Origin of the sequence: Agrobacterium sp. CCNWLW155 (assembly GCF_036888815.1) — a bacterium.
Taxonomy (GTDB): domain Bacteria; phylum Pseudomonadota; class Alphaproteobacteria; order Rhizobiales; family Rhizobiaceae; genus Agrobacterium; species Agrobacterium radiobacter.
The window spans coordinates 845,527-857,417 of the sequence record NZ_JBAKFW010000001.1 but is presented as its reverse complement, the minus strand read 5'-3'; the positions used below and the strand labels follow the sequence as shown (position 1 = coordinate 857,417).

At 61.2% G+C, this 11,891-nt stretch carries 10 protein-coding genes; 4 read left to right on the top strand and 6 right to left on the bottom strand.

Annotation, left to right across the window (positions count from 1 at the left end; genetic code table 11):
- Nucleotides 1-28: 28 nt before the first annotated feature.
- Together V6S97_RS04295 and recG are read right to left on the bottom strand one after the other, a co-directional pair.
- On the bottom strand, nucleotides 29-301 hold the full coding sequence (locus V6S97_RS04295) for a hypothetical protein (protein WP_262513080.1): 273 nt from the start codon (nucleotides 299-301) through the stop codon (nucleotides 29-31).
- A gap of 12 nt (nucleotides 302-313) precedes the next feature.
- The gene (recG, locus tag V6S97_RS04290) at nucleotides 314-2,419 is read right to left on the bottom strand and encodes an ATP-dependent DNA helicase RecG (RefSeq protein WP_334426137.1); all 2,106 of its coding nucleotides are present in this window, start codon (nucleotides 2,417-2,419) and stop codon (nucleotides 314-316) included.
- A gap of 188 nt (nucleotides 2,420-2,607) precedes the next feature.
- Between recG and V6S97_RS04285 the strand changes: the two genes are divergently transcribed.
- From V6S97_RS04285 to V6S97_RS04275, 3 genes are all read left to right on the top strand, one after another.
- Nucleotides 2,608-2,919, top strand: a complete 312-nt coding sequence (locus V6S97_RS04285) for an FAD assembly factor SdhE (RefSeq protein ID WP_003508031.1) — start codon at nucleotides 2,608-2,610, stop codon at nucleotides 2,917-2,919.
- Nucleotides 2,920-2,922: 3 nt separating this feature from the next.
- Nucleotides 2,923-6,420, top strand: a complete 3,498-nt coding sequence (gene mfd, locus V6S97_RS04280; RefSeq protein WP_099085267.1) for a transcription-repair coupling factor — start codon at nucleotides 2,923-2,925, stop codon at nucleotides 6,418-6,420.
- A 148-nt stretch (nucleotides 6,421-6,568) separates the two neighbouring features.
- Entirely contained in the window at nucleotides 6,569-6,910 is a 342-nt protein-coding gene (locus V6S97_RS04275; protein ID WP_020809531.1) for a hypothetical protein, read from the top strand.
- A 55-nt stretch (nucleotides 6,911-6,965) separates the two neighbouring features.
- Here V6S97_RS04275 and V6S97_RS04270 read toward each other — a convergent pair whose 3' ends face one another.
- The 3 genes from V6S97_RS04270 to V6S97_RS04260 are packed head-to-tail and all read right to left on the bottom strand — an operon-like array spanning nucleotide 6,966 to nucleotide 10,505.
- Nucleotides 6,966-7,898: a DMT family transporter gene (locus V6S97_RS04270; RefSeq protein ID WP_175280437.1), complete on the bottom strand. Its 933-nt coding sequence runs from the start codon at nucleotides 7,896-7,898 to the stop codon at nucleotides 6,966-6,968.
- A gap of 51 nt (nucleotides 7,899-7,949) precedes the next feature.
- The gene (locus tag V6S97_RS04265; protein WP_080866224.1) at nucleotides 7,950-8,618 is read right to left on the bottom strand and encodes a DsbA family oxidoreductase; all 669 of its coding nucleotides are present in this window, start codon (nucleotides 8,616-8,618) and stop codon (nucleotides 7,950-7,952) included.
- A gap of 39 nt (nucleotides 8,619-8,657) precedes the next feature.
- Nucleotides 8,658-10,505 carry an extracellular solute-binding protein gene (locus tag V6S97_RS04260; protein WP_020809529.1) on the bottom strand — a complete coding sequence of 616 codons (1,848 nt, stop codon included), beginning with the start codon at nucleotides 10,503-10,505 and terminating at the stop codon, nucleotides 8,658-8,660.
- A 306-nt stretch (nucleotides 10,506-10,811) separates the two neighbouring features.
- Here V6S97_RS04260 and V6S97_RS04255 point away from each other — a divergent pair, with 306 nt between their 5' ends.
- Complete coding sequence (locus V6S97_RS04255; RefSeq protein ID WP_003508037.1) at nucleotides 10,812-11,468, top strand: invasion associated locus B family protein; 657 nt, start codon at nucleotides 10,812-10,814, stop codon at nucleotides 11,466-11,468.
- Between the two features lie 91 nt (nucleotides 11,469-11,559).
- Here the strand turns inward: V6S97_RS04255 and hspQ are convergent, their stop codons facing one another.
- The gene (gene hspQ / locus V6S97_RS04250; protein WP_003508038.1) at nucleotides 11,560-11,889 is read right to left on the bottom strand and encodes a heat shock protein HspQ; all 330 of its coding nucleotides are present in this window, start codon (nucleotides 11,887-11,889) and stop codon (nucleotides 11,560-11,562) included.
- Between the last annotated feature and the right edge of the window lie 2 nt (nucleotides 11,890-11,891).

Here is an 11,891-nt window from a genome sequence, read left to right as displayed (position 1 = left end):
CGCAGACTAGTCCATTCAATGGACCATATCAATCCTCGTCATCCAGATCATCCACTTCCGTCCCCGCATTGGTCGCGTGGAAAACGGGAACGAAAAGCCGCATATAGACCAGGCGCACGCTCCAGCCTGCCTCCAGCGCCTCGCTCCAGGCTTTCTTGCGGCCGGGCTTCTTGAACGCCTTGCCGATCGCCTTTTTCTCACTCTTCGCAAATGTCTCGGGTTGCAGGATATTCTGCGGCGAGCACAGCGCATAACCCTTGCGGAAGGCGGGTGGTGGACGGCGGGGGGCGATCATGTTCATGACAGGTCACTTTCAGCCGGCGTGCAGGAAGCGGATCGCTTCGTCGCGGCGGTGCAGGTAGAGCAGGGTGCGCAGCGCATTGCCGCGCGGGCCCGTCAGTTCGGGGTCGCGCTCGATGACGTAGGCCGCGTCCTTGCGGGCGATTTCCAGAAGGTCGGCGTGGGCTTCCAGGCTGGCGATGCGGAATCCCGGCGTGCCGGACTGGCGGGTGCCGAGCAACTCGCCTTCGCCGCGCAGCTTCAAATCCTCTTCCGCGATCAGGAAGCCATCCTCGCTGTCACGCAGGATGGAAAGCCGGGCGCGGCCGTTTTCGCTGAGCGGGCCTTTGTAGAGCAGGATGCAGGTGGAGGCCTCGTCACCGCGCCCCACGCGTCCGCGCAGCTGGTGAAGCTGGGCAAGGCCGAAACGTTCGGCATGTTCGATGACCATGATCGTCGCGTCAGGCACATCGACGCCCACTTCCACCACCGTCGTTGCCACCAACAGCCGGGTTTCGCCGCTCTTGAAGGCGAGCATGGCGGCGTCCTTCTCCGGGCCGCTCATGCGGCCATGGATGAGGCCGATATTCGCGCCCAGCATCTGCGAGAGAACCGCATGCCGCTCCTCCGCCGACATCAGGTCGGATTCTTCCGTTTCTTCCACCAGCGGGCAAATCCAGTAGGCCTTCTTGCCTTCCTTCAGCGCGGCACGCAGTCGCTCGACGATATCGCCGATCCGTTCCGTGGGGATGGTCACCGTCTGGATGGGTTTGCGGCCGGCAGGCTTTTCGGTGAGCTTGGAGACATCCATATCGCCGAAGGCGGCCAGCACCAGCGTGCGCGGAATGGGGGTGGCGGTCATAACAAGCATATGCGGCGTGATGCCCTTGGCGGTAAGGCGCAGGCGTTGATGCACGCCGAAACGGTGCTGTTCATCCACCACGGCCAGCACGAGGTTCTTGTAACTCACGCTGTCCTGAAACAGCGCATGGGTGCCGATGACGATCTGCGCTTCACCTGATGCGACGCGCTCCTCGATCTCGCGCCGCTCCTTGCCCTTGGTGCGGCCGGTCAGCACTTCGACGGTAATACCCGCTGCCTGAGCGAGTTTGGAAATGGTGGCGTAGTGCTGCCGGGCGAGAATTTCGGTCGGGGCCATCAGCACGGCCTGTCCGCCGGCCTCCACGGCCGTTGCCATCGCCATCAGCGCCACCAGCGTCTTGCCTGCGCCGACATCGCCCTGCAGCAGGCGAAGCATGCGGTCTTCGCCGGCCATGTCAGTCAGAATATCCTTCACCGCAGCGCTCTGGCTCGGTGTCAGCGAGAAGGGCAGTTGCGAGAGGATTTTCGCGGCGACATCACCCCTGGCGCGGACTGGCTGGCCAGCCACCTTGCGCAGCCGCTGGCGCACCAGCGCCAGTGACAGCTGCCCGGCAAGGAACTCATCATAGGCAAGCCGCCTGCGCGCCGGAGCCTGCGGCTCGATATCGGCGCTGTCGCGCGGGTCGTGCAATTCACGGAAGCTAGAAGCGACATCACCGAAGCCCTGACGGGTTTTCAGCGTTTCATCGATCCATTCCGGAAAGACCGGCAGCTTCGACAGCCCGCCTTCGATTGCCCGCCGCAGCACCTTGGGCGATAGACCGGCGGTCATGGGGTAAACGGCTTCCACCAAAGGCAGGTTTTCGGCTTCGGAAATCTTCACCATGAAATCCGGATGCACCATGGAGGCGCGGCCATTGAACCAGTCCACCTTGCCGCTGACGAGAACCTCCTCATCGACGGGCAGCGCCTTGGACAGCCAGTCGCCCTTGGCGCGGAAGAAGGTCAGCGCCAGTTCGCCGGTCTCGTCATGCAGGAAGACGCGATAGGGCGCGGAGCGGTTTCCCGGCGGTGGCGGCTGGTGGCGGTCCACGCGTCCCTGAATGGTGACAATGGCGCCGGGCGCGGCCAGCGCGATGCCGGGGCGGTTTCGGCGGTCGATGACGTTCGATGGCGCGTGGAACAGGAGATCAATCACGCGGGTGTCTTCGGCATTTTCCCGGCTCAGGAGTTTGGCCAGAAGGTCGGCAAGCTTCGGCCCTACACCGGCAAGGGTGGAGACGGAAGCAAACAGCGGATCGAGAATGGCCGGGCGCATGGTCAGCAAAATCGGGGAAGGGCACGGCTTATGCAAGACTTCGCAGGTCACAAAGGCGGGTTATCACCGGCAGTTTTTAGCCGTCGTGGCATTATTTCGATAAAAACCGGTTCCCAAGCGTTCGCCTCCTGTTCTATAGGAGGTCGCAGTCAACATCCTGTTGAATAGCCAACCGAAAGGTGAATGCGATGACTGGACTGGTGCGCACGAGTGCCGACCTCGATCCGAGACGCCGGCGGATACTTTACCGCTGCTGGCACCGGGGCATTCGCGAGATGGATCTGGTGCTCGGGCAATTTGCGGAAGACAATATTGCCGGGCTTTCCGATGATCAGCTCGATGAGCTTGAGATCATCATGGCGGAAGAGGATAACGACCTCGTCAAGATGGTGACGGGTGCCCTTGCCATACCGGAAAAATTCCAGACACCGCTGTTTGAAAAGATCGCCTCCTACCGTCCCGATTTTGATCTCGTCACCGCCGAAACCCTGAAGGCCTGAAACATGATAGCCGGATTCGATGCAAAGCTGGTGGCGTCGGCAGATACGCCGCTGACCATCGGAAATGTGCCCTCCGGCATGGAAGCCCTGCTTCTGGCCGATATGGCGCGGGCGGGGACATCGGTCGCCTATGTCATGTCGGATGGCCAGCGGGTTGCCGATCTCGAACAGATCCTCGGTTTCGTCGCGCCTGACATTCCGGTCATGACGCTGCCGGCCTGGGACTGCCTTCCCTATGACCGCGTGTCACCGAGCGCCGACACCTCGGCGCGCCGGCTGGCGGCGCTCTCCGGTCTCATCAGCCACGCCAGGAAACCGCATCCGGCCATCGTGCTGGTCACCGTCAACGCCATGCTGCAGAAGATGGCGCCGCGCGACATTATCGAGAGCCTCGGCTTTTCGGCGAAGCCCGGCAACCAGATCCGCATGGACGACATCGCCGCACGGCTGGAGCGCAACGGTTTCGACCGTGTGGCGACGGTGCGCGAAGTCGGTGAATTCGCCGTGCGCGGCGGCATTCTCGATGTCTTCGTGCCGGGCACGGAAGAGCCGGTGCGGCTCGATTTCTTCGGCGACACGCTGGAAAGCATCCGCACCTTCGATCCGGCCAGCCAGCGCACCATCGGCCAGGCGCGCTCGCTCGATCTGAATCCGATGAGCGAAGTGACGCTGACGCCGGATACGATCAGCCGTTTCCGCAAGAATTACCTGTCGCTGTTCGGTGCCGCGACGCGTGACGACGCGCTTTATCAGGCCGTCTCTGAAGGCCGCCGTTATGCCGGCATGGAGCACTGGCTGCCGTTGTTTTACGAGAAGCTGGAAACCGCCTTCGATTATCTCGAGGGTTTCCGCATCGTCACCGATCACACGGCGCGGGAGGCGGCAAAAGAGCGCTCCAAGCTGGTGCTCGATTATTACGATGCGCGCCGCAGCTCCGGTGAAACCAAGGGATCGACGCAGGGTGCGCCCTACAAGCCGGTTTCGCCCGGCCAGCTCTATCTCGACGGCAAGAGTTTCGATGCCGCACTGGTCGCCGTCAATGCGGTGCGTCTGACACCCTTCAACGAGCAGGATAGCGAAGGCCGCCCGGTCGCCACGCTCGACGCCCATGTCGGGCCGCGCTGGGCGCGTCCGCCAACCGAAGGCGAGAGCGAAGAACGGGTCAATGTTTTCGATCTGGCGGTGAAGCATATTGCCGAGCGCCGCGCCAAGGGCTGGAAGGTGCTGATAACAGGCTGGTCGGAAGGTTCGCTCGACCGACTGCTGCAGGTGCTGAACGAGCACGGGCTTGAGAAGATCAAGCCGGTCGCCTCGTTGAAAGAGGTGGAAAAGCTCGGCAAGGGCGAGGCGGCCTCGGCGGTGCTGAGCCTTGAGGCGGGTTTCGAAACCGGGACGCTCGCGGTCATCGGCGAGCAGGATATTCTCGGCGACCGCATGGTGCGGCGTTCGAAACGCCGCAAGCGCGGTGCGGATTTCATCTCGGAAGTGGCGGGGCTGGACGAAGGCTCGCTGGTCGTCCATGCCGAACATGGTATCGGCCGCTTTGTCGGCCTGCGGACAATCGAGGCAGCGGGTGCGCCGCGCGCCTGCCTGGAACTGCATTATGCCGACGATGCAAAGCTGTTCCTGCCGGTTGAAAACATCGATCTTCTTTCCCGTTACGGCTCCGATGCGGCGGAAGCCACGCTTGACAAGCTGGGTGGCGGCGCATGGCAGATGCGCAAGGCCAAGCTCAAGAAGCGCCTGCTCGACATGGCCGACGAGCTTATCCGCATCGCGGCCGCGCGTCTGGTGCGGCACGCGCCGGTTCTGGCGGCACCCGATGGGCTTTACGACGAGTTTGCCGCCCGTTTCCCCTATGACGAGACTGAGGACCAGCTGAACGCCATCGAGGCGGTCCGCGAGGATCTGGGTGCAGGCCGGCCGATGGATCGCCTTATCTGCGGCGATGTCGGTTTCGGCAAGACCGAAGTGGCGCTGCGCGCCGCCTTCCTCGCCGCCATGAACGGCGTTCAGGTGGCGGTGGTGGTGCCGACCACTTTGCTCTCTCGCCAGCATTTCCGCACTTTCTCCGAACGTTTCCGCGGCCTGCCGATCCGGGTGCAGCAGGCGTCGCGCCTTGTCGGCTCCAAGGAATTGACGCTGACGAAAAAGGAAGTGGCTGATGGCAAGACCGATATCGTCGTCGGCACCCATGCGCTGCTGGGCGCAGGTATCAACTTCGCCAATCTCGGCCTGCTCATCATCGACGAAGAGCAGCATTTCGGGGTGAAGCACAAGGAGCGGCTGAAGGAACTGAAGAGCGACGTGCATGTGCTGACGCTCTCTGCGACGCCCATTCCGCGCACCCTGCAGCTGGCCATGACGGGCGTGCGCGAACTGTCGCTCATCACCACGCCGCCGGTGGACCGCATGGCGGTGCGCACCTTCATTTCGCCCTTTGATCCGCTTGTCATCCGCGAAACGCTGATGCGTGAGCATTATCGTGGCGGCCAGAGTTTCTATGTTTGCCCGCGGCTTGCCGATCTTGCGGATATCCATGCCTTCCTGCAATCGGATGTGCCGGAGCTGAAGGTGGCGGTGGCGCATGGGCAGATGCCGGCAGGCGAACTCGAAGACATCATGAACGCCTTTTACGACGGCAAATATGACGTGTTGCTTTCGACCACCATCGTCGAATCCGGCCTCGACGTGCCGACCGCCAATACGCTGATCGTGCACCGTGCCGACATGTTCGGTCTTGCCCAGCTTTACCAGCTGCGTGGTCGTGTCGGTCGTTCAAAGGTGCGTGCCTTTGCGCTCTTCACCCTGCCGGTCAACAAGGTGCTGACGACGATGGCGGAGCGGCGGCTGAAGGTGCTGCAATCGCTCGACACGCTCGGCGCCGGTTTCCAGCTGGCGAGCCACGACCTCGATATTCGCGGCGCAGGCAATCTGCTCGGCGAAGAACAGTCCGGCCATATCAAGGAAGTCGGCTTCGAGCTTTACCAGCAGATGCTGGAAGAGGCGGTTGCCGAAGTGAAGGGCGACGAACAGGTGCAGGATAGCGGCTGGTCGCCGCAAATCTCGGTCGGCACCTCCGTTATGATCCCGGAGGATTATGTTCCCGATCTGCATCTGCGCATGGGCCTTTACCGCCGTCTCGGCGAGCTTGCTGACATCAGCGAGATCGACGGTTTTGGCGCGGAAATGATCGATCGTTTCGGCCCCTTGCCGAAAGAGGTTCAGCACCTGCTCAAGATCGTCTACATCAAGTCGCTCTGCCGTATCGCCAATGTCGAGAAGCTGGATGCCGGGCCGAAGGGCGTCGTGGTGCAGTTCCGCAACAAGGAATTCCCCAATCCGGCAGCGCTTGTTGGCTATATCGGCAAACAGGGCACGATGGCGAAGATCCGGCCGGATCACAGCCTGTTCCTCACCCGCGATCTGCCCACGCCTGAAAAGCGGTTGACGGGTGCGGCGATGGTCATGACGCAGCTTGCGGAACTGGCGCGTTCCTGACCATGACGTCCGCAGGTGGGGGCCGACGTCCACATTACAGCGATGTAACTAAACGGACATGTGCCGGTAGTTTTCGCGGGCGTAATCTCCATTTCATACCCGGTGCGGCGGATCTGTAGATGCCGCCGGGTCATGAAGGAGCAGGACGATGTGGACCAACATCAACAGGTTTGCCACCGCTGGTCTGGTTGCTTTGACAATTGCGGGCACCACAATTGCCACCACCAGCCAGGCGGAAGCGCGCAATAATTTCGGCCGCGGCCTTGCGGCCGGCATTGCCGGCACGATCATTGGCGGAGCGCTGATTGCGGGTGCAAGACACCCGGGTTACGCCTACGCTCCGGCCTATGGTCCGGCTTACGGTCCTCCCGTCTACGCTGCGCCTGTTTATGGCCCGCCGGTCGCGTATGAACCCGTCTATCCGCGCTGCCACGTTGCCTGGCGACAGAATGCCTGGGGCGACATGTATCGGGTCAGGGTTTGCGACTGACAGCTGAGAGCGCCGGCGGCAGGAACAGTCGCCGGTAGTTCCGTATTCTTGTGACCTAAGTCTCGTCTTCCGGTGTGATGCCGACGGCCACGTTCTGATCGGTTGCGGCGATCGAGGCGGGCAGCGGCACTTTTCTCTGCTTCTCGCGGATCAGCGTCAATAGGCCGGAGCCGACGATGAGGGCGATGCCGAAGAGCATCCAGCCATCGATACGGTCGCCGAAAATCAGATAACCGAAAAGGATGGCCCAGAGCATCTGGCTATATTGCGTCGGGCCAATCATGGCGGCGGGCGCATATTGGGCGGCATACATGACCAGCACGTTGCCAAGTGCGCCGAGCAGGCCATATCCCGCCAGCAGCAGCCATTGCTCGCCTCCCGGCATGACAAAGGTGGGCACCATGGCGACGCCGCTGATGGTGAGACAGCCCAGCACACCCGCCCCATAAAGCGAGACATTCTTTTCCGACGGGCCCATGGCGCGGAAGATGACGATGCTGAGCGCGCCGCTGAAGCCGCCGATGATGGCGCCGAGATGGCCGATGCCCAGTTCACGGAAGCCCGGCCGCAGGATGACCAGTACGCCGAGGAAACCGATGATGACTGCGGACCAGCGACGGATGCCCACCTGTTCCTTCAGAAATACCACCGACATGATGGTGACGAAGGAGGGCAAAAGGAAGATCAGCGCAAAGGCTTCGGCCATGGAAAGATGGGTAAAGGCGGTCACGCTGCCGACAGCACCGGTGCCGGCGGCAAAAAAACGGATGATCCACAAAGGACGGTTCGTCGTCTTCACCACATCCACCCAGCGATCATTGCGCTTGCGGATGAAGGGCAGGGCGACGAGCCCGAACAGGGCGCCGAAGAAGGCCGATTCGATCGGCGAAATCTGGCCTTCTATAAGTTTAACGCTGGCATCGCTCCAGGCGTAGGCAGCGAAGGCGGCAAAGGCGAGCAGAATGCCTTTCAGGGTCTGGTCGGACACGGAAACACCGGGGGAAAATCGAGTTGCAGAAAACCGCCGGTGGTTTGGCCGTCAGTTCATCGATCTATGCTCGTCCGCCTTGATTTTTGCAATATCCCGCAATGCAGCAATCAGGACATCTGGCGTTTGTGCACCGCTTATGGCGTATTTCTGGTCGATGATGAAGAAGGGTACGCCGGCCACGCCCATCTGCTGCGCCGCATCAATTTCAGCGATGACCGTGTCCTTGTCCGCGTCCGAGGCGAGAAGCCGTGCCACCACCTGCGCGTCCATGCCCGCCTTTTCGGCTACATCGATCAACACGGCGTGGTCGCCGATATTGCGGCCTTCTTCGAAATTGGCCTTGAACAGCCCGGTCACCACCTTCTCCTGGATATCTCGGCCTTCGGAATGCGCCCAGAGCGACAGGCGGTGCGCGTCGAGTGTGTTCGGGCCGATCTTGATCGCATCAAAATCGTAATGGATGCCGACGTCCTTGCCGAGCTGCACCAGCGTGGCATGGGCCTGTTCCAGACGCTCCTTGCCGAGTTTTTCCTCGAGAGCTGCTTTCTGGTCGACGCCTTCAGGCGGATAGTCGGGGTTGAGGCGATAGGGACGCCAGTTCACGTCGACGCTGATTTCATCCTGCACCTCGGCTATGGCAAGATCGAGCCTTGCCTTGCCGAGATAACACCAGGGGCAGACCATATCCGATACGACGTCGATAACGATGCGTTCCATGGCTTTATCTTCCCTTGTCCTGGACCGGGCAGGGGCGGGTTACTGCGCCCGCGCATCCCACCAGGTCTGTTTCTGATTGCCTGATATCGGGGTCATATCCGGGCGGTCGATATATTTCCAGCGCGCAACCCATTGCGCACCGATATAATAGAGCGGAATGATGTAGTGGCCGGCCACCAGAAGGCGGTCATAGGCGCGTACGGCGGCCTGGAAATCTTCCGTCGAGCGCGCCTGCAGCAGCGCTTCGATCATCCGGTCAATATCGGGATTGGCGGCACCCGCATAGTTGAAGCTGCCCTGCGCATCGCGTGAGAGCGAATTCCAGCGGTTGAGCTGCTCCATGCCCGGCGAAAGCGACGACGGCAGGGAGCGGATGATCATGTCGTAATCGAAGCTGTTCGAGCGGGCCTGATATTGCCCGTCATCGACCGAGCGGATGCCCATGGCGACGCCGATCAGATTGAGAGAACGCTGATAGGCAAGCGCGATGCGCTCCTGAGCGGGGTTCTGTGTCATGATCTCGAAGGCGAGCTGGCGGCCGTTGGCGTCGGACATCCTGCCGTTCCTGATGCTGTATCCGGCCTCTTTCAGCTTGTCGACGGCCATTTTAAGGACCTTGCGGTCCGCACCGGTGGCGTCGGTGGTCGGCAAGGCATAGGTGCCGGCCAGTAGCTGCGGAGGCATGGTCTTAGCCGCGTCGCCGAGCAGCGCCAGCTCGCGTTCGTCCGCGGCATTGCCATAGGCGCCGAGCGGCGAATTCTGCCAGTAACTCTGTGTGCGCTTGAAGGAGCCGCCGAGAATGTTTCTGTTCATCCACTCGAAATCGAACGCGTAGGTAAGGCCTTCGCGCACCTTCTCGTCGGCGAAGACGGCGCGGCGGGTGTTGAAGACGAGACCGAACATGCCTGTCGGCAGGCGCGGCTGGAAGACGTCCTTGACGATGTCGCCGCGATGGACGGCGGGGAAATTGTAAGCCTGTCCCCAATGGGAGGTGTCGGAGGTGCCGTTGATGGCGTCGCCTTCGGGATAGATGTCGATATCGCCCTTCTTGAAGGCCTCGAACATGGTGGTGACCTGCAGGAAATAGGTCACGCTGATCTCGTCGTAATTGTCGAAGCCGACCTTGCCCGGAATGTCCTTGCCCCAATAATCCGGATTGCGCTCCCAGATGATTCGTTCGCCCGGCCGCAGGGTCTTGATTCGGTATGGACCCGAGCCGACGACTGCGCCGAGGCCCGCCTGTTCGAATTTTTCCGGATCGATCGCATGTTTTGGCAGGATCGGGGTGGAGGAGGCGAGAATGAGCGGCGTTTCGCGGTTGGCCTTGTCGTTGAAGGTGAAACGCACGCTGCGATCACCGATCTTTTCCAGCTTCGCCACACCGTCCAGACGGCTGTTGAAGGGCGGGCGGCCTTTTTCCTTCAGAAGATTGAAGGTGAAGATCACGTCATCTGCGGTCACCGGCTCGCCGTCGGACCATTTTGCCTTCGGGTTGATGTTGAACTGGACGAAGCTTCGCTCCTCATCCCACTCCACTGTTTCGGCCAGCAGGCCGTAAAGGCTGAAAGGCTCATCGCTGGAGCGCAGCATCAGGGGTTCGTAGAGAAGATTGCCGAATTCCGGGTCCCAGACGCCGCGCGCCGTGGTGCGCATTCCCTTGAGAACGAAGGGATTGAGGCTGTCGAAGGTGCCGACGACGCCATAGGAGATGCGGCCGCCTTTCTTCACATCCGGATTGACATAAGGAAGGTGCCTGAAGTCTGCGGGGAGCTCCGGCGTGCCGTGCATGGAAATGCCATGCAGCGGCTGCGCCAGGGCGTTCCCGGCGGGAAGCAGGGATGATCCCAAAAGGAACAATGCGGGGATGAGGGCCGCAAGGTTGCGCATGTCACTGTCCTGTCTCAACTGTCCGTCCGATGTGCGTCACGACCGTTTATCATCATGATTCTGGCAGATATGTAGCACACGGACATGGTGCGACCCATCCAAGCGCGGGAAATCTTGGGTCAGCTCAAGAAAAAGTTAAAGAAGTGCTGGATATCGCCGCGATCGGCATGTAACAGGGTGGCCGGAAGAGACGGGTCACGCATTTGCCTCATTTAAACGACAGTTGAACGGGCAGAAGGATACCGCCATCGACGAACAGGGCCTTAACGGTTCTGTTCTGGCAGACATTCAGGAGACGGAACTCTTATGATGCAAAAGGCAAACACATTCACCCGGACGGCTCTGTCCGCTCTGGTCCTCTCTCTGGGCGCGGTTTCCGCTCCGGCCATCTCGCAGGCACAGGATGCTGCTCCCGCCGCTCAGGGCGCCGGCGCTCCGCCGCTCGGCTGGTTCAAGACCTGCTCCAAGCAGGAAGACAACGATGTCTGCGTCGTGCAGAACGTGGTTCTCGCCCAGAACGGCCAGATGATCACCGCTGTCGGCCTCATCACCGTTGAAGGCAAGGTCAACCGCAAGCTGCTGCAGGTTTCGGTTCCGACCGCGCGTCTCATTCCTCCTGGTGTGATGATGCAGATCGACGGCGGCAAGGGTCAGAAGCTCGATTACGCCGTATGCCTTCCCGACAAGTGCACGGCCGAAGTTCCGCTGACGGACGCCATGATCGCTTCCCTGAAGAAGGGTAGCGAGGTGGTCTTCACCTCCATCAACTTCCGCCGCGCGCCGAACCCCATCAAGATCGCGCTCTCCGGCTTCACCGGCGCCTTTGACGGCCCGGCGATCACCCAGTCGCAGCTGGCCGAAAGCCAGCGCAGCCTGCAGGAAGGCATGCAGAAGAAGGCTGAAGAGGCTCGCAAGAAGCTGGAAGCCGCTCAGGATGCCGCCAAGGGCGCTCCGAAGCCCTGATTGCAGCGTAAGCGCTAAAAACAGAAAACCGGTCTGGCGACAGACCGGTTTTTTTATGTCCCTGGGAGGGTGGGGAGATGGTTGGCGGGCGTCAATGCGCCGTTGACATTTTCGGGCGCCATTCGCCGTTCGGCGCCTTGTCGAAGATGCGGCCGATATTGGGGTTTCGGAGCGGCGTCTCGTTTTCGTCGTGGACGAGGTTCTGCTCGGAAACATAGGCGACATATTCCGTCTCCTCGTTTTCGGCCAGAAGATGATAGAAGGGCTGGTCGCGATCCGGCCTGATTTCCGCGGGAATGGCGTTCCACCATTCCTCGGTATTGGCATATTCCGGGTCGACGTCGATGACCACACCGCGGAACGGAAACACCTTGTGGCGGACGATCTCGCCAAGCGTGAATTTTGCGTCTCTTTGTTTCATGG

Excerpts from the sequence above, each read along its gene's own strand:
- V6S97_RS04295 (WP_262513080.1), bottom strand. The coding sequence starts at position 301 with ATGAACATGATCGCCCCCCGCCGTCCACCACCCGCCTTCCGCAAGGGT.
- recG (WP_334426137.1), bottom strand. The coding sequence starts at position 2,419 with ATGCGCCCGGCCATTCTCGATCCGCTGTTTGCTTCCGTCTCCACCCTT.
- V6S97_RS04285 (WP_003508031.1), top strand. The coding sequence starts at position 2,608 with ATGACTGGACTGGTGCGCACGAGTGCCGACCTCGATCCGAGACGCCGG.
- mfd (WP_099085267.1), top strand. The coding sequence starts at position 2,923 with ATGATAGCCGGATTCGATGCAAAGCTGGTGGCGTCGGCAGATACGCCG.
- V6S97_RS04275 (WP_020809531.1), top strand. The coding sequence starts at position 6,569 with ATGTGGACCAACATCAACAGGTTTGCCACCGCTGGTCTGGTTGCTTTG.
- V6S97_RS04265 (WP_080866224.1), bottom strand. The coding sequence starts at position 8,618 with ATGGAACGCATCGTTATCGACGTCGTATCGGATATGGTCTGCCCCTGG.
- V6S97_RS04260 (WP_020809529.1), bottom strand. The coding sequence starts at position 10,505 with ATGCGCAACCTTGCGGCCCTCATCCCCGCATTGTTCCTTTTGGGATCA.
- V6S97_RS04255 (WP_003508037.1), top strand. The coding sequence starts at position 10,812 with ATGATGCAAAAGGCAAACACATTCACCCGGACGGCTCTGTCCGCTCTG.
- hspQ (WP_003508038.1), bottom strand. The coding sequence starts at position 11,889 with ATGAAACAAAGAGACGCAAAATTCACGCTTGGCGAGATCGTCCGCCAC.